This is a genomic window from Intrasporangium zincisolvens (assembly GCF_034724055.1).
Lineage (GTDB): Bacteria > Actinomycetota > Actinomycetes > Actinomycetales > Dermatophilaceae > Monashia > Monashia zincisolvens.
Genome location: NZ_JAWIIL010000001.1, coordinates 728,897 through 748,383, shown reverse-complemented (window position 1 = coordinate 748,383; position 19,487 = coordinate 728,897). Strand labels below are relative to the sequence as shown.

The 19,487-nt window shown below is 72.8% G+C and carries 17 protein-coding genes; 7 read left to right on the top strand and 10 right to left on the bottom strand.

Annotated features, from left to right (window positions below; translation table 11 throughout):
* Nucleotides 1-12: 12 nt before the first annotated feature.
* Nucleotides 13-1,305, top strand: a complete 1,293-nt coding sequence (locus RY076_RS03375) for a DUF4921 family protein (RefSeq protein WP_323096133.1) — start codon at nucleotides 13-15, stop codon at nucleotides 1,303-1,305.
* Nucleotides 1,302-1,769 carry an MOSC domain-containing protein gene (locus tag RY076_RS03370; protein WP_323096131.1) on the top strand — a complete coding sequence of 156 codons (468 nt, stop codon included), beginning with the start codon at nucleotides 1,302-1,304 and terminating at the stop codon, nucleotides 1,767-1,769. The genes RY076_RS03375 and RY076_RS03370 overlap by 4 nt, the downstream gene beginning before the upstream one ends.
* Nucleotides 1,770-2,057: 288 nt before the next feature.
* Here the strand turns inward: RY076_RS03370 and RY076_RS03365 are convergent, their stop codons facing one another.
* Both RY076_RS03365 and RY076_RS03360 read right to left on the bottom strand, forming a co-directional pair.
* Entirely contained in the window at nucleotides 2,058-3,266 is a 1,209-nt protein-coding gene (locus RY076_RS03365) for a flavin-containing monooxygenase (protein ID WP_323096129.1), read from the bottom strand.
* Entirely contained in the window at nucleotides 3,160-3,519 is a 360-nt protein-coding gene (locus RY076_RS03360; RefSeq protein ID WP_323096127.1) for an NAD(P)-binding protein, read from the bottom strand. Before RY076_RS03360 ends, RY076_RS03365 begins: the two co-directional genes overlap by 107 nt.
* Nucleotides 3,520-3,584: 65 nt before the next feature.
* Here RY076_RS03360 and RY076_RS03355 point away from each other — a divergent pair, with 65 nt between their 5' ends.
* Nucleotides 3,585-5,603, top strand: coding sequence for an NADPH-dependent 2,4-dienoyl-CoA reductase (locus RY076_RS03355; RefSeq protein ID WP_323096125.1), 2,019 nt, complete (start codon nucleotides 3,585-3,587; stop codon nucleotides 5,601-5,603).
* Nucleotides 5,604-5,663: 60 nt separating this feature from the next.
* Here RY076_RS03355 and RY076_RS03350 read toward each other — a convergent pair whose 3' ends face one another.
* Nucleotides 5,664-6,779: a ScyD/ScyE family protein gene (locus RY076_RS03350; RefSeq protein WP_323096124.1), complete on the bottom strand. Its 1,116-nt coding sequence runs from the start codon at nucleotides 6,777-6,779 to the stop codon at nucleotides 5,664-5,666.
* A gap of 309 nt (nucleotides 6,780-7,088) precedes the next feature.
* On the opposite strand from RY076_RS03350, the gene RY076_RS03345 reads away from it, so the two are divergent.
* On the top strand, nucleotides 7,089-7,532 hold the full coding sequence (locus RY076_RS03345; protein ID WP_323096122.1) for an iron chaperone: 444 nt from the start codon (nucleotides 7,089-7,091) through the stop codon (nucleotides 7,530-7,532).
* 16 nt (nucleotides 7,533-7,548) lie between these two features.
* Here the strand turns inward: RY076_RS03345 and RY076_RS03340 are convergent, their stop codons facing one another.
* From RY076_RS03340 to RY076_RS03320, 5 genes are all read right to left on the bottom strand, one after another.
* Nucleotides 7,549-8,820, bottom strand: a complete 1,272-nt coding sequence (locus tag RY076_RS03340) for a glycosyltransferase (protein WP_323096120.1) — start codon at nucleotides 8,818-8,820, stop codon at nucleotides 7,549-7,551.
* A 7-nt stretch (nucleotides 8,821-8,827) separates the two neighbouring features.
* Nucleotides 8,828-9,856 (bottom strand): LLM class flavin-dependent oxidoreductase, encoded by a 1,029-nt coding sequence (locus tag RY076_RS03335; protein ID WP_323096118.1) that lies wholly within the window; start codon nucleotides 9,854-9,856, stop codon nucleotides 8,828-8,830.
* Between the two features lie 20 nt (nucleotides 9,857-9,876).
* Entirely contained in the window at nucleotides 9,877-10,401 is a 525-nt protein-coding gene (locus RY076_RS03330) for a 2'-5' RNA ligase family protein (protein WP_323096116.1), read from the bottom strand.
* Nucleotides 10,402-10,405: 4 nt separating this feature from the next.
* A complete protein-coding gene (locus RY076_RS03325) occupies nucleotides 10,406-11,305 on the bottom strand; it encodes a P-loop NTPase family protein (RefSeq protein ID WP_323096115.1) in 900 nt (299 codons plus the stop codon).
* 73 nt (nucleotides 11,306-11,378) lie between these two features.
* Complete coding sequence (locus RY076_RS03320) at nucleotides 11,379-11,813, bottom strand: MarR family winged helix-turn-helix transcriptional regulator (RefSeq protein ID WP_323096114.1); 435 nt, start codon at nucleotides 11,811-11,813, stop codon at nucleotides 11,379-11,381.
* A gap of 86 nt (nucleotides 11,814-11,899) precedes the next feature.
* On the opposite strand from RY076_RS03320, the gene RY076_RS03315 reads away from it, so the two are divergent.
* From RY076_RS03315 to RY076_RS03305, 3 genes are read left to right on the top strand one after another with little or no spacing between them, the layout of a single operon-like run.
* The gene (locus RY076_RS03315; RefSeq protein ID WP_323096112.1) at nucleotides 11,900-13,720 is read left to right on the top strand and encodes an ABC transporter ATP-binding protein; all 1,821 of its coding nucleotides are present in this window, start codon (nucleotides 11,900-11,902) and stop codon (nucleotides 13,718-13,720) included.
* 26 nt (nucleotides 13,721-13,746) lie between these two features.
* Nucleotides 13,747-14,250 (top strand): PH domain-containing protein, encoded by a 504-nt coding sequence (locus tag RY076_RS03310; RefSeq protein WP_323096111.1) that lies wholly within the window; start codon nucleotides 13,747-13,749, stop codon nucleotides 14,248-14,250.
* A complete protein-coding gene (locus tag RY076_RS03305) occupies nucleotides 14,247-15,749 on the top strand; it encodes a PH domain-containing protein (protein WP_323096109.1) in 1,503 nt (500 codons plus the stop codon). The genes RY076_RS03310 and RY076_RS03305 overlap by 4 nt, the downstream gene beginning before the upstream one ends.
* 180 nt (nucleotides 15,750-15,929) lie before the next feature.
* Here the strand turns inward: RY076_RS03305 and RY076_RS03300 are convergent, their stop codons facing one another.
* Both RY076_RS03300 and RY076_RS03295 read right to left on the bottom strand, forming a co-directional pair.
* The gene (locus tag RY076_RS03300) at nucleotides 15,930-17,756 is read right to left on the bottom strand and encodes a BCCT family transporter (protein WP_323096108.1); all 1,827 of its coding nucleotides are present in this window, start codon (nucleotides 17,754-17,756) and stop codon (nucleotides 15,930-15,932) included.
* A 291-nt stretch (nucleotides 17,757-18,047) separates the two neighbouring features.
* Nucleotides 18,048-19,457, bottom strand: a complete 1,410-nt coding sequence (locus tag RY076_RS03295) for a cation:dicarboxylate symporter family transporter (RefSeq protein WP_323096106.1) — start codon at nucleotides 19,455-19,457, stop codon at nucleotides 18,048-18,050.
* Nucleotides 19,458-19,487 lie beyond the last annotated feature (30 nt).

Below are 19,487 nucleotides of genomic sequence, written 5' to 3'. Positions count from 1 at the left end.
TAGTCTGGAGGGGTGAGCCAGCCATCGCTCCGCCCGATCCTGCACCCCCTGACCCGGTTGCCCGACGGCACGGTCAAGCAGGTCAACCCCCTCACCGGCACCAAGGTGTGGACGCTGCCGGGGCGCGCGGCCCGGCCGATCGGCGTCCCGAACCGGGTCCCGCTACCGATCGACCCGGACGACCACGACCAGCACTGCGCCTTCTGCGCCGGACGCAAGCTCGAGACGACGCCGGAGATCGCCCGGCTCGTGCGCACCGACGCGGGGTGGACCCAGCGGCGCGGGCTGCTCGCCGAGCAGCTCGACGACAGCGTCGCGGAGTTCCGGCTCATCCCCAACCTCTTCGAGATCCTCAGCTACGACTACTGGCACCTGACCCATGGGTTCGAGCCGACCCCGGAGTCGCAGGCGCACCGCGAGGCCTACCTGGCCACGCCGGCCGGCCGTGCTCACGTCACCGGGCTGGCGCGGATTCGCATGCGCGCCAGAGGCGCTCACGGCGCCGATGCCGAACCGCTGGCCGAGGACGACCTCGACCGGGAGGCCGTGGGCCTCTTCGCGGGTAACCACCAGGTGGTCATCGCCCGGCGCCACTACGTCGACGGCGCGACCGACGACACGCAGCTGGCCTCGTCCGGCACCCTGACCCCCGACGAGCACGAACAGTACGTCCGGCTCAGTATCGAGGCCATGCGCGACCTCTACCGTGGCAACCCGCATGCCCGGTACGTGTCCGTGTTCCAGAACTGGCTCGCGGCGTCGGGCGCCTCGTTCGACCACCTGCACAAGCAGGTCGTCGCGATCGACGAGCTCAGCGCGCAGAAGGAGGTCGAGGTGCGGCGCGTCCGCCGCGAGCCCGACCTCTTCCTGCGCTGGGGCGCGCAGTACGCCGAGGAGCAGGGGCTGGTCGTGGCCCGCACCGAGCACGCCGTCGCCTTCGCCGGCGTGGGGCACCGCTACCCGGCGCTCGTCGTGCACGTGCTCGACGGGGAACCGTGCCCGTGGGAGCTGTCCGACGAGCAGGTCCGCGAGTTCTCCGACCTCGTCCACGCCTGCCAGGCCGCGACCGGCGTCCACGTGCCCTCGAACGAGGAGTGGCACCACCGCCCGCCGTCGGTCGACGTGCCGATCCCCCTGCGCGCGGTCATCAAGTGGCGCATCTCGACGCTCGCCGGCTTCGAGGGCGGCACGAAGATCTACGTCAACACCATCGACCCGTGGACGCTGCGTGAGCGGACCGTGACGCGGCTGCGCGAGCTCGCCGACGCCGGTGCGGTCTCCGGACGCATCGAGGTGGGTGGGTGAGCCCCACGGTCGTGGCCATCCACGTCGCCAAGGCCCGACGCCTGCCGACCCGGTCGGTCGAGAGCGTCGAGGCCGAGGCGGGGGCCGGGCTCGTCGGCGACCGGTACCACGGCAGCCGGCACCGGCACGTCACGGTGCAGGCGATCGAGGCTCTCCAGGCAGCCGCCACGGACCTCGGACGCCCCGTCGACCCGGGGCTGACGCGGCGCAACGTCACGATCAGCGGCGCCGAGGTGCCCCGACGTCCCGGCGAGCGCATTCGCATCGGCGACGTCGACCTCGAGGTGGTCCGGGTGGCCGCACCGTGCCGGCTTCTCGACGACGAGCTCGGTCCGGGCGCCGCGCGTGCCCTCCACGACCGCGCGGGCACGGTGTTCCGACTCCTCGGCTCGGGCACGATCCGCGTCGGCGACCCCGTCGACCTCGACCCGGAATGGCGCGCATCCGGCTCCGAGCAGCCGTGACGGGCCGGGGAACCGGACCCTCGCCGGAGGCACCCACCGTCTCCTCTGCGTTGCTCCACCACGTGAGCCACTGGTCATGGGGCACCGTCGGTCACTGCGTGGTCCACGTGGCGGAGCAATGCAGAGCGCGTGCGGGGTCTGGTCAGGGGCGTGGCGCGGCGCGCCCGGCCTGGGTGGCGCCCCGGACCACGAGGGTGTCCGGTTCGGAGTCGCGGAGGCGATGCCCGTGCCGACCACGACGACCGCGACGTCGGTGCCCACGTGCATGCGGGCATGCCTCTCACGCGCTCAGCGGGAGAACTCCATCGCCTCGGTGACGTCACCGCGCAACAGGTCGCGCCGGTCGAGCAGGTAGTTCTGGCGCATCAGCCACGGCGCACGGTCGCCCTGCCGCGGGAGCAGATCCGCGGCCCGGGTCACGTAGCCGGACGACAGCGGCAGCAGCGCACTCTCGGACATCCCCGAGGGCGGCCGGGGCACCGCGACCCGCCAGCCGTGGCGGTCCATGTGGTCGACGAGCCGGCACACGTAGCGCGACGCGAGGTCGGCCCGCAGCGTCCACGACGCATTGACGTAGCCGACGCAGACGGCGAGGTTCGGCACGTCACCGAACATCAGCCCCCGGTACACGACGAGGTCGCGGGTCGACCGCGTCTCGCCGTCGACGTCGAACTCGATGCCTCCGGCCACCTTGAGCGTCAGCCCGGTGGCGGTGACGACGACGTCAGCCTCGAGCTCGCGCCCCGAGGCCAGCCGCAGCCCGTGCCCGGTGAACGTCTCGATGGTGTCGGTGACGACCTCGGCACGCCCGGCGCGCACCGTGTCGAAGAGGTCGCCGTCGGGCACGAAGCAGATCCGCTGGTCCCACGGGTCGTAGGCCGGGGTGAAGTGCTCGGCGACGGTGCCCGCCGACCCCAGGGCCCGCTCGGCCCCGCGCAGCAGCAGCCGACGCGTCAGTGCCGGCCGTCGGCGGCTCAGCTGGTAGAACGCCCCGGCCGTCAGGACGTTCTTGTAGCGCACCGCCGTACCCGAGACGCCATCCGGCAGGGCCCCCCGGAGAGCGTCGCCCACGCGGTCGCGGCGGGCGAGCGGCACGACCCACGACGGGCTGCGCTGCAGCATCGTCACGTGGGCGCCGCGGTCGGCGAGCGCCGGCACGAGCGTGACGGCCGTGGCGCCCGAGCCGATGACGACGACCGAGCGGCCGGTGACGTCGAGGTCGTCCGGCCAGGACTGCGGGTGCACGACCCGACCGGCATAGGCGTCACGACCCGCAATCTCCGGCGTGTGGCCCTGCTCGTAGTCGTAGTAGCCGCTGCACAGGTGCAGGAACCGGCAGGTGAGCGTCGACCGACGCCCCGCGTGCTCGACCGTGACCGTCCACCGCGCGTCACGGCTCGACCACGACGCGGCGACGACCTTGTGCCCCAGCCGGATCCGCTCGTCGATGCCGTACTTCGCGGCGGGTGCGACGGATGTAGTCGAGGATGCTCGCACCGTCGGCGATCGCGTCGCCCTCGGGCCACGGCTCGAACGGGAAGCCGAGGGTGTACATGTCGGAGTCCGAGCGCACGCCGGGATAGCGGAAGAGGTCCCACGTGCCGCCGATGGCGTCACGGGCCTCGAGCACCGCGTACGAGCGGCCGGGCAGCATCGTCTGGACGCGGTACGCAGCACCGATCCCGGACAGGCCGGCGCCGACGACGAGGACGTCGAGGTGCTCTGGCGTCGAGGGTGTCGAGGAGGTCACCCCGTCATTGTGACGTGTGCCGCGCGGATCACTACCCGGCGGTAACCGCGGCTACCCTCGAGCGGGTGAGCCCGTACCCGCACCTGCTCGAACCCCTCGACCTCGGCTTCACGACGCTGCGCAACCGCGTCGTCATGGGCTCCATGCACACGGGCCTCGAGGACCGGGCCCGCGACCTCGACCGGCTCGCCACGTACTTCGCCGAGCGGGCCCGCGGCGGCGCGGGTCTCATCGTCACCGGCGGTTTCGCGCCGAACCTCGAGGGCAGCCTCTACCCGGGCGGATCGGCGCTGATCACGTCGCGACAGGCGCGCAGACACCGCCGCATCACCGACGCCGTGCACCGCGAGGGCGGGAAGATCGCACTGCAGATCCTGCACGCCGGACGCTACGCCTACCACCCGGCGTCGGTCGCCCCGAGCCGGCTCAAGGCCCCCATCACCCCGTTCACGCCGCGCGCCCTGTCGACCCGCGGCGTCGAGCGCACCGTGCGCGCCTACGCCCGCTGCGCGCGCCTGGCGCGCGAGGCCGGCTACGACGGCGTCGAGATCATGGCCTCCGAGGGCTACCTCCTCAACCAGTTCCTCGCGCCGCGGACCAACCAGCGCACCGACCGCTACGGCGGCTCCCCCGAGAACCGACGCCGCCTGCCCGTCGAGGTCGTGCGGGCCGTGCGCGAGGCGGCCGGCGAGGACTTCGTCGTCGTGTACCGCCTCTCGATGCTCGACCTCGTGCCCGACGGCCAGTCGTGGGACGAGGTCGTCGCCCTGGCGCGCGAGGTCGAGGCAGCGGGCGCGACGATCATCAACACCGGCATCGGCTGGCACGAGGCCCGCGTGCCGACGATCGTCACGTCGGTGCCGCGCGGCGCCTTCACCCGGGTGACGGCGAAGCTGCGGCCCGAGGTCTCGATCCCCGTCGTGGCCTCCAACCGCATCACGATGCCCGACCTCGCCGAGCAGACCCTCGCCGACGGCAGCGCCGACCTCGTCTCGATGGCGCGCCCCTTCCTCGCCGACCCCGAGTGGGTCCGCAAGGCCGAGCAGGACCGCGCCGACGAGATCAACACGTGCATCGCGTGCAACCAGGCCTGCCTCGACCACACCTTCGCCAAGAAGACCGCGACGTGCCTCGTCAACCCGCGCGCGGCCCACGAGACCGTCCTCGTCCTCGCCCCGACGCGTCGCGCCAAGTCGGTCGCGGTCGTCGGCGCCGGCCCGGCGGGGCTCGCCGCGGCCACGTCGCTCGCCGAGCGCGGCCACCGCGTCGAGCTGTTCGAGGCCGGCGACGACGTCGGCGGCCAGTTCGCCATCGCGATGCGCATCCCCGGCAAGGAGGAGTTCGCCGAGACGATCCGCTACTACCGGCGACGCCTCGAGCTGACCGGCGTCAAGGTGCACCTCGGCCGCCGGGCCGAGGCGGCCGACCTCACCGAGTTCGACGAGGTCGTCGTCGCCACCGGCGTCGAGCCCCGGATCCCCGACGTGCCCGGCATCGACCACCCGAAGGTCGTCACCTACGCGGCCGCGGTGCGTGGCGAGGCCCCGGTCGGCCGACGCGTCGCGGTCATGGGTGCCGGTGGCATCGGCGTCGACGTGGCGGAGTTCCTCACCCACACGGCCTCGCCCCTCACCGTCGAGCAGTGGATGGCCGAGTGGGGTGTCGGGTCGCCCGACGCGTCACGCGGCGGCCTCGTCGACCCGCGGCCCGAGGCGTCGCCCCGGGAGGTGCACCTGCTCCAGCGCAAGGACACCCCGATCGGCAAGGGGCTCGGCAAGACGACGGGCTGGGTGCACCGGGCCGCGTTGAAGGCCAAGGGAGTCCAGCATCACGTCGGCGTCAACTACGAGCGCGTCGACGACGCTGGGCTGCACATCACGCACGGCCCGGACCGCACCGATCCGCAGGTGCTCGACGTCGACACCGTCGTGCTGTGCACCGGTCAGGAGTCCGTCGACGGGCTCGCGGCCACGCTCGAGGGCCTCGGCGTGCCGGTCCACGTCATCGGTGGTGCCGGGCTGGCCGCCGAGCTCGACGCCAAGCGGGCCATCCGGCAGGGCACCGAGCTCGCCGCCCGCCTCTGAATCGCATGGTTCGAGGTGCCTGCGCGGCCGATCGACCGCGCAGGCACCTCGAACGGTGGGTCAGCGGTGCAGGCTCACCTTCATGACCTGGCCGGCACCCGGCGGGCAGAACGTGCTGCACGTCGTGACGTACGCGGAGTCACCGCGGATCGCGACGCCGTAGGGCAGCGAGAGGCCGCCGGCGACGACGCGGTGCGAGCTCGACCACGGCTTGACGCGAACGAGATCGCCGGGACCACCCGACAGCAGGCCGGTCGCCGACAGCTCGACGGCGTAGAGCCGGCCGCGTTCGTCGAACGCCAGCGACGTGACGTTGGTCAGCCCGGTGGCGTAGGCCTTGGGCTGGTGACCCGGCACGACGCGCCAGATCGTCGACGCCCCCGCCTCGAAGGGGAATCCGACGAGCTGCGAGACGTACCAGGCACCGTCCGGACCCTTGACGACATCGGTCGGCACGGCGTCGGCCGGGAACCCGACGGGGAGCCCCTGGGCGGCCTTCGTCGTCGGCACGGGCCCCAGCACCGCGACCGTGGACCCGCCGTGACGCGTCGAGACGATGTCGTTGCCACCCGCGTCGGCCACGACGAAGCCGTCGCCCTTGCGTGCGAGGCCCACGGCGTTGCTGTCGACGTCGGTGCCGTCCGGGTTCGCCCGCTTCTCGTACTTCGCGACGTCGAAGACCCGCTTCACGCCGGCGCCCGGGTGGCGCAGGTCGCCGGTGACGACGGTGCCGAGCAGCTTTGCAGCAGTGCCGAACCCAGCACGGTAGGCGGGGCTGCCGCCGAGCCCGATCGACAGGGCGAAGCGGTGGTTGCCCGTGAACGTGATGTCGCTGGGCCCGATGACGTCGCTGCCGCCCAGCGACGGCAGGCCCTGGACGACGCGGGTGATGCCGTGCCTGCCGACCTTCGCCACCGAGCCGGTGAGGCCGAAGCAGACATCCCCCATCTCGGGCCCGCCGGGCTGGCACGGCCCCTTGCCGCCGAGGCCGGCCTCGACGACGTAGAGCTGGCCACCCGGGCTGAAGGCGAGCTGTCTCGGGTTGTTGAGTCCCGACGCGACGACCCGTGGACCGTCGTCGTGGGCTCCTGCCGGGGCCCCACCCCAGAGGCCTGCCACGACGGCGACGACCGTGGCGGCGACGGCGATGCCGCGGCGTTTCCTGGCACTTCCCATGGCGCTTCTCATGCGTGTTCCTCCTGAGTACTCGACCCTCGGTCGTCGGCGACGCCGGAGTTCCCTTCCTCCCCCTAACTCCCCCTCTCGGCAGGCTACGACCGGGTCCGGAGGCGCACCGCCGAACCGGTCAGCCGGCGGCTTTGGTCCACGAACGCGTCGATCGCGCGCTATCCGCCCATGCGTCTCCCCCACCCCGGGAGGCGGTTTCGGGACGCATCGGGCATCGGTCAGGAATCGAGAAGCGCCGACAGCACCCGGCGCCCGAGACTGGACACACACCACCACGACAGAGGGGACACCCAAGCGATGAGCACCACGACGAAGCGGACCAGCCCGGCCTTCACCGACGACGAGAAGGCGGCGATGAAGGAGCGCGCGAACGAGGTCAAGGCGTCCCGGCGGAAGGGTGCCGACCCGGCCGAGGCGAAGGCCCAGCTGCTCGCGAAGATCGCCGAGATGGTCGATGAGGACCGCGTGATGGCCGAGGGTGTCCTGGCCCTCGTCGAGAAGGCCGCGCCCGACCTCGTGCCCGGCACCTGGTACGGCATGCCGTCGTGGTCGAAGGGCGGCAAGGTCGTCTGCTTCTTCCAGCCGGCCGCGAAGTTCAAGGCGCGCTACTCGACGCTCGGGTTCAACGACCCGGCCGCCCTCGACGACGGCGACGCCTGGCCTGTCGCCTTCGCCCTGTTGAAGCTGACACCCGCCGTCGAGAAGCAGCTCTCCGCCGTCCTGAGCAAGGCCGCCGGCTGACGCCACCCGCGCTGCATCACCGAGTGAGGACGGCGGCGACGACGCGTGCGGCGTCGGCGGCGCCGTCCTCCGCGTCGACGAGTCGTCCCAGTCGCCGGGCGGCCTCGACCGACGAGGGAGCCAGCGCCTCCTCGAGCGCCGCGGTCAGCGCCGTGGCGTGGAAGTTCTTGCGCGGCAGCGGTGCCGGGCCACATCCCAGGGCCTGGACGCGTCGGCCCCAGTACGGCTGGTCGGCGATGTGGGGCACGACGACCTGCGGCACGCCGGCCCGGAACGCGGCAGCGGTCGTGCCTCCCCCGCCGTGGTGGACAACCGCGGCGCACCGCGGGAAGAGCCACTCGTGCGGCGCGCCCTCGATGCCGAGAACCGTCGCCGGCAGGTCGCCGGGCTCCACGCCGTCGCGGCCCAGCTGCGCCCACCCCGCGCTGACGATCCCCCGGCGACCGACCCGTCGCAGCGCGTTGAGGAACGAGCGCAGCACGGACGCCGGGTCGTGGGTCGGCATCGAGCCGAAGCCCAGGTGCACGGGCGGGTCGCCGGCGTCGAGGAACGACGCGAGGGCGTCCGGTGGCTGCCAGGCGGGTGCGTCGGGGCGGAACCACCATCCGGTCTGGGTCAGCGTCTCGGGCCAGTCGGGCGCGGGCGGCACGACGTGCGGGCTGGCGGCGAGCAGCGTCGGCGTGCGTCTCGCGTCAAGCACGTATCCGCGGAAACCTTTGCGGGGCAGGTTCATCCGGCGGCGCATCCGGTCGCCCGGCTGGCGGAAGATCGACCATGCCGCATGGGCGGCGAGCCAGCCCCAGCCGAGGTTGAGCGCCGACGGCGAGCCCGGCCGCAGGGCGAACGACGACGACGGCCCGTACCGCGACGGCCAGACCGGCTGGAAGGTCGCGAACACGTGCGGGCGCCCGTCGCGGGCGCACAGGCTCGCGACGGCGTCGAAGGTGAGGGCGCTCGACACCACGGCGTCGGCCATCCCGACCACCCGCGCCACGTCGGCACCGAGCTCGTCGGCCGTGTACGCGACGACCCGGCGCATCAGCGCGGCCTCGCGCACCTGGTTGGTCGACGAGCCGCGCAGCCAGCGGCGGCCGAGGTCGGACTCGACGCCCGGGCGCACCTCGAACGACAGCGGTTCGAACGCGACCCCGTGACCCTCGACGAACGACCGGAAGTCCGCGGGAGCGACGACGAACGGCTCGAGGCCGAGCGCGGACAGGTGCGGGGCGAGCGCGACGAACGGCTGCACGTCGCCGCGCGAGCCCATCCCGAGCAGCGCGACCCTCATCGACGCCTCAGCCGAGCTGCTCGCGCACCCGCGGCACGACCTCCTCGGCGTACAGCCGGATGCACTCCGCGCGCTGCTCGTGAGGCAGGGTGCCCATCGAGTACTTGAGCTGGAAGCGCGAGGCCCCGAGCACCTGCAGCGTGTCGACGATCTTGGCGGCCACGGTCTCGGGCGACCCGCAGTACACCGCGCCGTCATGCCCGAGCTGGCCCAGGGCCTGCTCCTTGGTCATCGGCGCCCAGCGGCGTTCACGACCGAGCTTGTTCATGTACGGCAGGAAGTGCGGGAGGAACTCCTCGACGGCCTGCTCGTCGGTGGCCGCGACGTAGCCCGGCGAGTGCACACCGATCGGCAGCTCGGGCTTGCCCATCTCCGACAGCGCCCGGCGGTAGAGGTCGGCGAGCGGCGCGAACTGCCGCGACGCCCCGCCGATGATGGCGATGACGACCGGGAACCCGTAGTGCGCGGCCCGCACGACCGACTGCGGGGTGCCGCCGACGCCGACCCACACGGGCAGCCGCCCCGACTCGGTGGCCGGCATGACCCGGTCGACCTGGACCGGCGGCCGGATCGAGCCCTCCCACCGCACCGGCTGCTCGGCGACGACGGCGGCGAGCAGGTCGAGCTTCTCCTCGAAGAGGGTCTCGTAGTCGGACAGGTCGAGGCCGAACAGCGGGAACGACTCGATGAACGAGCCTCTGCCGACGGTGATCTCGGCCCGGCCGTTGGACACGGCGTCGACCGTCGAGAAGCGCTGGAAGACACGGATCGGGTCGTCGGAGGACAGCACCGTCACCGACGTGCCGAGCCGGATCCGCTCGGTGCGCGTCGCGAGGGCCGCGAGCAGGGTGTCGGGCGCGCTGACGGCGTAGTCGGGCCGGTGGTGCTCGCCGACGCCGAAGAAGTCGAGGCCGAGCCGGTCGGCGAGCTCGCCCTCGGCGAGGACCTCGCGCAGCACGACCGCTGGGTGCAACGGTTGTCCGTCGGGGCCGTTCGCGATGTCGCCGAACGTGTCGAGGCCGAGTTCGAGAGCCATGGGCCCATCGTAGGGACGCCTCAGCCGGCGAGGCCCCACGCGCGTCCGGCGTCGGGGTCCCACCGGCGCACCGACGCGACGGCCCCGTCGACCGGGCGCGTGCGGCCGAGAGCGGCGAGCGCCTCCCCGACCTGACGTGACCCGAGGCCGCGCGCGAGAGTCACGTGCGGCGTCCAGCGCCCGGCGCGCACCTGCTCGGGCACGTCGGGGCAGGCCACCATGGTCTCGGCCACGGCGCCGTGGAGGGCGAGCAGGCCGGCGTCGGGCACGACGAGCCGCGCGAGGACGAACCGCCGCGACCCGAGCACGAGCAGGCCGCCCAGCCGCACCGGCAGCGGCAGGAGCCCGGCGACACGTTCGGCGAGACGCCGTTCGACGAAGTCGGGCACCGCGCTCGCGACCGACAGCGTCAGGTGCGGCGCGTTCGTCGGCCCCGTGTGACCCGCCTGGCTCGGCAGCCCCGCCGCGGCGAGCAACTCCCACTCGCGCCGCACCTCCGCCGTGGTGGAGTCGTCGAGGAGCGCTTCGACCGAGTGGAGGGGCATGGGCTCAGGCGGCCCGTTCCGGCTCGGGGGCGGTCCCGGCGGTCCCGGCGGTCCCGGCGGCCCCGGCGGCCCCGATGCCGAGGTGCCCGCCGACGAAGGCACGGATGCGGTCGGTGTGCTCGTCCCACGACCCGGTGTCGGTGCGGACGACCAGCGTGGGCAGCGGGAGGCGCGGGAGCAGGTCGAGCTCGACCTCGCGGCGGTGCCGCATGAACTCGACGTAGCCCTCGAAGCCCTCGAGGCCGCGCGCGAGGCCCCAGCCCTGCCGCGTGTGGTACTCGACGACGGCCTCCAGCCACGAGGCCGGACGCTCGGCCGCGGCCCGGCGCAGCACCGGCTCGGGGTCGCCGGCGTCGAGGTAGACGAGCACGGGCGCGTGGGCCGACACGGCGGCGACGAGGCCGCGGACGTGCGCCTCGAGGACCGACGCCGGCTCGTCGAAGCGTGCGACGAACGCGCACCCCGGGTTCTGGAGCAGGACGCACTCCCACACCTGGACCGCCGCGCGGGGCGGGCGGGCGCCGTAGCGCTGCCAGCTGTCGGTGAGGACGCGGCTGTGCAGCTCGGGCGTCACGTCGCCGTCGTAGCCGTCGTGCCGGCGGAGACGCTCGACGAGGTCGGCGGGCAGCTCGGGGTGCTGGCCGAGCCGGACGAGCCAGGCGTCGCCGGCCCGCTCGGCGGTGCGGATGAAGCCGTCGGCGGCGGACGGCATCTCGGCGAGCAGCCGCACGACGTCCTCGTTGGTCAGCACCGAGACCTGCTCGAGGTCGACCGGGTGGTCGGTGCGCCCCTCGGGCCACTGCTCGACGGCGGCGCCCTGACCGGCCAGCCAGGTGCCGACCTCGTGCGCCGTCGTGCTCTTGCCCGAGCCGGGCAGCCCCTCGACCATGACCAGACCCGACATGTGCCTCACCTTCGACTCGACGCGTGCAGCGGCCGTGCTGCCCCGGCGCGGCGACCCACTCTAGGGCACCGGGTCACGCCCGCGGCGCCTCGAGACGGGTGAGGATCGCTGCGAGAGAGGCCCGCTCACGCTCGCTGAGGATGCCGAAGAAGTCGGCGGACTCGACGCGGCGGGCCTCGTCGACCTCGGCGAGGACGGACTCGCCCCTGTCGGTGAGCGAGACGGTGAGCGCGCGCCGGTCCGCGGGGTCGGGCGCCCGGGTCACGAGGCCGCGCTGCTCGAGGCGGTCGACGACGTCGGTGACCGAGCGGGGCGCGATGCGCAGGTGGTCGGCGACGACGCCGAGACGCGTCGGTCCGTGGTGGCCGATGACGCGCAGCGCCCGGGCGTCGTGGGGCGTCAGGTCGGGCCCGAGGCCCGCGGCCCACCGGCGGCGCAGGGCGCGGGCGGCGCCGACCAGGAGCTCGTCGAGCGAGGGATCGGCGTCGGGGCGCCCGGCGTCGTGCATGGGCACAGCATACGGTCGATCTTGTCGTGCTGCCTCATTGTGAGGTAACCTCATTATATTCTTCGACCTGAACGGAGCGTGATCGCTTGGATCGCCCCCAGAACACCCGCCGTGGGCCGCAGCGCGCCACCGCCGAGGACCGTGCCCAGCTGGACGAGTCGCCCGTGTCGGTGCGACGCGTCGCCGCCCTCTTCCGCCCCCACCGCGCCACCGTCGCCGTCGTCACGGCGCTCATCGTCGTCGTGTCCGTCGTCTCGATGGCCCAGCCGTTCCTGCTGCGCACCGTCATCGACGACGCCCTCCCCCACCGCGACGTCCGCCTCCTGCTGCTCGCCGTCGCCGGCATGCTCGGCGTCACCGTCGTGAGCCAGCTGCTCGGCGTCGTCCAGACCTGGCTGACGACGAGCGTCGGCCAGCGCGTCATGCACGGCCTGCGCACCGACGTCTTCCGCCACCTGCAGCGCCAGTCGCTCGCCTTCTTCACCCGCACCCGCGGCGGCGAGGTGCAGTCGCGCCTCACCCACGACGTCAGCGGCATGCAGGCGGTCATCACCAACAGCGCCACCGGCGTCGCGAGCAACGTCACGACCGCCGTCGCCACCGCCCTCGCCATGGTCGCCCTGAGCCCGCGGCTCTCGCTGCTGTCGCTGCTCGTCGTGCCGCCCGCCGTGTGGATGACCCGACGCGTCGCCCTCCTGCGCCGCGACGTCACCGCCCGCCAGCAACGCCGCCTCGCCGACCTGCACAGCCAGGTCGAGGAGAGCCTCAGCATCGGCGGCGCCACCCTCGTCAAGACGCTCGGCGCCGGGGCGGCCACGGCCGCGCGCTTCACCGACACCTCGGCCGACCTCATCGACCTCGAGCTGCGCTCACAGCTGGCCGGCCGGTGGCGCATGGCGACGATGCAGATCGTCTTCGCCGCGATCCCGGCCCTCATCTACCTCGCCGCCGGCTTCCCCGCGACGTCGGGCGGCATGACCATCGGCACGCTGATCGCCTTCACGAGCCTGCAGGGCGCGATCTTCCGCCCGCTCATGGGCCTGCTCGACGTCGGCGCGCAGTGGGTCACCTCGATGGCGGTCTTCAGCCGGATCTTCGGCTACCTCGACCTCACCGTCGACGTGCCCGAGCCGACGCGCCCGGTGCCCCTCGACCCGGGGACGGCCCGCGGCGACGTCCGCTTCGACGCCGTCACCGTGAGCCACGACGGACGCGTCGACGCCGTCGCCGACGTGTCGCTCCACGTACCCGCGGGCACGACGCTCGCCCTCGTCGGCGAGACCGGCTCGGGCAAGTCGAGCCTCGCCACGCTGCTGCCCCGCCTGCACGACCCGGTCGCCGGACGCGTCAGCATCGACGGCGTCGACGTGCGCGACCTCGCCGCCGCCGACCTGGCGGGCGTCGTCGGCGTCGTGTCGCAGGACACCCACCTCGTCCATGCCTCGATCCGCGAGAACCTCCTGCTCGCCGCGCCGGACGCCACGGACGACGACCTCTGGCGCGCGCTCGCCGCCGCCCAGGTGGCACCCCTCGTGGCTGACCTGCCGGACGGCCTCGACACCGTCGTCGGCGCCCGCGGCCACCGGTTCTCCGGCGGCGAGAAGCAGCGCCTCGCCATCGCCCGCACCCTGCTGCGCAACCCGCGCGTCCTCGTGCTCGACGAGGCCACGAGTGCTCTCGACAACGAGACCGAGCGCGAGGTCCAGGCGGCGATCGACCGGCTCATGGTCGGACGCACCACGGTGACGATCGCGCACCGGCTCTCGACGGTCCGCCACGCCGACCAGATCGCGGTGCTCGACCACGGCCGCGTCGTCGAGCTCGGCGACCACGACACGCTGCTCGCCCGCGGGGGCCGGTACGCGCGTCTCGTCGAGTCCAGCGCCGAGGCACCGCTCGCCGCCTGAGGACCGTCGTGTGGCACCGTGGGCCCATGCAGACCGAGGAGGCAACGACCCTCCGCGCCCCGGCCAACCTCGTCTCACGCCGCGCCGTGACCCTCTGGACGGTCGAGGCGCTCGTGCCCGTCACCGGACTGCTCGTGGCCCAGGTCGTCTGGTGGATCGTCGACGACGACGCCGACCGTGGCGTGCACTGGCTGGTCGGGGCGGCGTGGCTGCTCGTGTCCGCGGCGTACGTGCTCGTCATGCCGCGCTGGCGCTGGCGGGTGCACCGGTGGGAGGCCACCGGGCGGGCCATCTACACGCAGACCGGCTGGGTGCGCCAGGAGCGCCGGATCGCGCCGATGAGCCGGGTGCAGACCGTCGACCTCGAGCGCGGACCCATCGCCCAGCTGCTCGGCCTCGCGTCGGTGACCGTGACGACCGCGTCGGCCGCCGGGCCGCTGCGCATCCACGCCCTCGACCTGCCCGTCGCCACCGAGCTGGTCGAGACGCTGTCGGCCGCGGCCGTCCTCGAGAAGGGCGACGCGACGTGACCGACGCGGCGCCCTCGGACTCCGCCCCCGAGACCGAGTGGCGTCGCCTCGACGCGCGGATGCTGCTCGTCCATCCGGTCGAGACCGTCGTGCGGCTGCTGCCGGCCCTGCTGGCGCTGCTCGTGGCCCGCGCGAACTCGAACAGCGACCAGCCGTGGGAGATCTACGCCCTGCCGCTCATCGTCGCCTTCGGGGTGCTGCGCTGGTTCACGACGCGCTACCGGATCACCGGCGGCCGCATCGAGCTGCGGCGCGGCCTGCTCAACAAGCAGACGACGACGGCCCAGCTCGACAAGGTCCGCACCGTCGACCTCACGGCCCGGGTGTACCACCGCGTCCTCGGCCTGGCCAAGGTCGAGATCTCGACGGGCGGGGGCCAGCGCGACCGCCTCGTACTCGACTCTCTGCGGGTCGACGAGGGGCGACGGCTGCGGGCCGAGCTGCTGCACCGGATCGACCCTGCCGTCACCGGGCTCCCCGCTCCCACAGGCGCGCCCGTCGCGGCTGACGTGTCGGCGACGCCTGTTCCCACCGACGAGGAGCTCGTCCGGCTCGACCCGGGCTGGGTCCGCTACGCGCCCTTCACGCTGACCGGCATCGCCACCGCGGCGGCCGGCGTCGGCTTCCTCTTCCAGGCCGTCGGGCGGGTGCGCGACCAGGGCGAGGTCATCGCCTCGGGCACCGAATGGGTCCGCGGACTCGCGATCTGGGTCGACGTGCTGCTCCTGCTCGCCGTCGTGTCGGTGCTCGCCGCCGTCGCGTACGTCCTCAACTTCTGGGGCTTCCGCCTCACCCGCAACCGGCTCGGCAGCCTGCACACCCGCCGGGGTCTGCTGACGACCCGCGAGACGAGCATCGACCACGGCCGGGTGCGCGGCGTGCAGGTCGACGAGCCGGCCGGGTTGCGCCTCGTCGGCGCGCGGCGACTGAAGGTGGTCACCACCGGGCTGCTCCGCGAGCGCGGCGGCGCCGACTGGCTCGTGCCACCGGCGCCCGCGGCCGACGTCGTCCGCGTCGCCACCGACGTGGTCGAGGACGACGACGCCGTGACCGCGCCTCTACAGCAGCACGGACGGGCTGCCCTGCGACGCAGGCTGACCCGCACCCTCGTGCCGACCCTCATCGTCCTCGTGGCGCTCGCCGTGCTGCGCTCGACCACCGGCGCGCCGGCCGGCTGGTACGCGACCGCGCCGGTTCTGCTCGGCCTCGCCGCGTGGCTCGGCGTCGACCGGTACGCCGGCCTCGGGCACCGCGTCACGCCGCGCCACCTGGTCGTGCGAGAGGGCTCGCTCGACCGGCACCGCGTCGCCCTCGAGCGCGACGGCGTCATCGGCTGGACCGTGCGCCGGTCGTTCTTCCAGCGCCGGGCCGGGGTGGCCACGCTCGTCGCGACGACCGCGGCCGGCACGTCGCACTACGACGTCGTCGACGTGCCGGTGGCGCGCGCCTACGAGGTCATGGACGAGATCAGCCCCGACCTGCTCGCCGAGTTCCGCTGAGGCCGGGGCTGACCGCCCCAACTGCGCCATGGCGAAGTTTCCGTGCCGAATCCCGCCCGAACACCGCGCCAACTCCGCCACGGCGCACTTCCCGCGCTCTCGAGGACCTGAGGAACGACGCCGCCCCGGAGGACGCTGCGGGGCAGCATCCGCCGGGGCGGCGTCGTGGATCGGCAGGCCTCAGAGGCGCATCGAGGCTCCGACGCGCTCGGTGCTCTCGTCGACGTCCTTCGCGACCTCGGCGTCGGCACCCGTCGGCGCAGCGGCGTCCTCCGACCACTCGGTCGGCACGAGCTCGCCGACGCCCTCACCGGGCGCGGACTCCTGCACGCTGAGGGTGAAGTCGTCGCCGTGCTCGCTGACGCCGGTGACGACCGCGTGCTCGACGGCGGCCACCGCGTACCGGCGGCGCACCACCTGCGGGTCGCGCGACAGGTCCTTCACGAGGGCCGCGGCGAGTCCGACCATGATGACGAGGAAGGGCAGGGCCGCGACGATCGTGACGTTCTGCAGGCCCGAGAGCGCATCCTCACCACCGAGCAGCAGCATGATCGCGGCGACGGCACCGGTGGCCGCGCCCCAGAAGATGACGGTCTTCTTCGACGGCTCGAGGGTGCCCTTCTCCGAGAGCGTGCCCATGACGATCGACGCGGCGTCCGCGCCCGACACGAAGAAGATCGCGACGAGGACCATGACGACGACCGCGGTGACGGTCGGCCAGGGCAGGTTGCCGAGCATCGTGAAGAGCGAGCCCTCGGCCGAGGACTGGCCGCCGATGTCCTGGCCGTGCTGCTGCTGCCAGATGCCGGCGCCACCGAAGATGGCGAACCAGATGAGCGAGACGACCGACGGGACGAGCAGCACGCCCGTGACGAACTGGCGGATGGTGCGGCCACGCGAGATGCGGGCGATGAACATGCCGACGAACGGCGTCCAGCTGACCCACCAGGCCCAGTAGAAGATCGTCCAGCTGGCAAGCCAGTCCTTCATGCCGGCGCCGCCCGCGGCGTCGGTGCGGGCCGACATCATCGCGAGGTCCTGGACGTATGAGCCGATCGTCGTCGGCAGCAGGTTGAGGATGAAGATCGTCGGGCCGACGACGAACACGAAGAGGGCGAGCGCGACGGCGAGCACCATGTTGATGTTCGAGAGCCACTGGATGCCCTTGGCGACACCCGAGACGGCCGAGAGGATGAAGGCGATCGTCAGCACGACGATGATGCCGATGAGCAGGCCGTTGCCGACCTTGCCGATGCCGCCGACGATCTCGAGGCCGGAGCCGATCTGCAGGGCGCCGAGGCCGAGCGAAGTGGCCGAGCCGAACAGCGTCGCGAAGATCGCGAAGATGTCAATGACCTTGCCGGCCGCACCGTTGGCGCGCTTCTCGCCGAAGAGCGGGGCGAAGGCCGAGCTGATGAGCAGCAGGCGGCCCTTGCGGAAGACGCCGTACGCGACGGCGAGGCCGACGACGGCGTAGATGGCCCACGGATGCAGCGACCAGTGGAACATCGTCGTGGCCATCGCGTGCTGCACGGCGGCGGGGTTGCCCGCCGCGCCGGTGCCCGGGGGCGGCGTCACGAGGTGGCTCACCGGCTCGGTGACGCCGTAGAACATCAGGCCGATGCCCATGCCGGCGGAGAACATCATCGCGACCCACGAAGAGGTGCGGAACTCCGGCTCCTCGCCGTCGCCGCCGAGCGGGATGTTGCCGTACCGGCTCGCGGCGAGCCAGATGACGAACACGACGAAGCCGGAGGCGACGAGGGAGAAGAGCCAGCCGGTGTTGTGCACGACGAAGTCGAGCCCGCCCGAGGCGCTCGTGCTCAGGCTGTCGGTGCCGAGCGCGCCCCAGACGACGAAGCCGATGGCGACGGCGGCCGACACCCAGAAGACGGGCTTGTCGAGCCGCGACGGCGCCGCGTCGTCGTGGTTGACGGGTGGTGGTTCGAGTGCGGGGTGCAGGGCGTCGCGCGACTCCTGCGTGGTCTCGTCGGTGGTTCCGGTCATCAAGGCCATACGTCGTCGACGGCACCCGACGAGGGGTGCCGCCAGTCTCCTCACGTTTCGGTTTCTCAGAGCTTTCGTTCGACCTTCAACTGTGCCGAAGGTTCCCGTGATACGCAAAACGGCACCCTTGACAGACAGTCGGGTCCGCCGTAGGCACCACGAAAACCCATACCCGGCAACGGTGCTCGGGGTGCCCGGAGGGACCGTGAGGCTCGTCACGGCAGCACACGGCAGCACCGGCGCGGCCTGTGCGGCCGCGCCGGTGCGCGTCGGTGAGAGGTGAGCGGGAGGTCAGCGGGCGCCGACGAGCTCGCCCTCGGTCGTACGGTCGCGGGACGGGTCGGGCACCGACGCGTCCGGCGTCGTGTCGTCGTCGGAGTCGACCATCCGGGCCTCGTCGAAGGGCAGCTGGCCCGACAGGACGCGCCCGGCCTTGTCGCGGTCGAACTCGCCGACCCACGTCCCGATGACGACGGTCGCGATGGCGTTGCCGGCGAAGTTCGTCAGGGCGCGCGCCTCGCTCATGAGGCGGTCGATGCCGACGATGAAGCCGACGCCCGGCACGAGGTCGGGGCGGTGCGACTGCAGGCCCCCGGCGAGGGTGGCCAGGCCCGCGCCGCTGACGCCCGCGGCGCCCTTGCTCGCGATGATCATGAAGACGAGCAGGCCGATCTGCTGGCCGATGCTGAACGGCTTGTCCATGGCCTCGGCGATGAACAGGCTCGCCATCGTCAGGTAGATGGCCGTGCCGTCGAGGTTGAACGAGTAGCCGGTCGGCACGGTGATGCCGACGACGGGACGCGAGACGCCGAGGTGCTCCATCTTGGCGATGAGGCGCGGCAGGGCCGACTCGGACGACGACGTCGACAGGATGAGCAGGAACTCGCGGGCGAGGTACCTCAGCAGCGAGAAGACGTTCATCCCGGTGACGAGCTTGAGGATCGTACCGAGGAAGGCGAAGACGAAGATCGCACACGTCGCGTAGAACGCGCCCATGAGCAGGCCGAGGCTCTTGAGCGAGCCGATGCCGGTGGCGCCGACGAGGGCGGCCATCGCGCCGAAGGCGCCGATCGGGGCGGCCCACATGATCATCGCCATGAGGCGGAAGACGAGACGCTCGAGGTGCTTGATGCCGGTGAGGATCGGCTCGCCCTGCTTGCCCATCTTCTGCAGCGCGAAGCCGACGAGGAGCGCGATGAGCAGAGCCTGGAGCACCGAGCCCGACGTCAGGGCCGACACCAGCGTGTCGGGGATGAGCCCGAGGACGAAGTCGACGGCGCCCTCGGCCTCGGCGGCGACCTGCGACGTGCCGGACTCGGCGACGGCAGCGGTGAGGTTGAGGCTGTCACCGGGGTGCACGATGTTGCCGACGACGAGGCCGATGCCGAGCGCGACGGTCGACATGACGATGAAGTAGCCGAGGGCGAGACCGCCGACCTTGCCGACCTGGGCGGCCTTCCGGACCGAACCGATGCCGAGCACGATCGTGCAGAAGATGATCGGCGTGATCATCATCTTGATGAGGTTGACGAACCCGGTGCCGAGCGGCTTGAGGCTCTTGCCCACCTCGGGGAAGGCCCAGCCGACGAGGATGCCGGCGACCATCGCCACGATGACGGCGATGTACAGGAAGTGGGTGCGATCGCGCTTCGGGGCCGAGCCTGGTGTGGCGTCGACGGCGCTGTCGGCGGTGTAACTCACGGTGACCTCCGTTGGCGTGGGCCGGGGAAG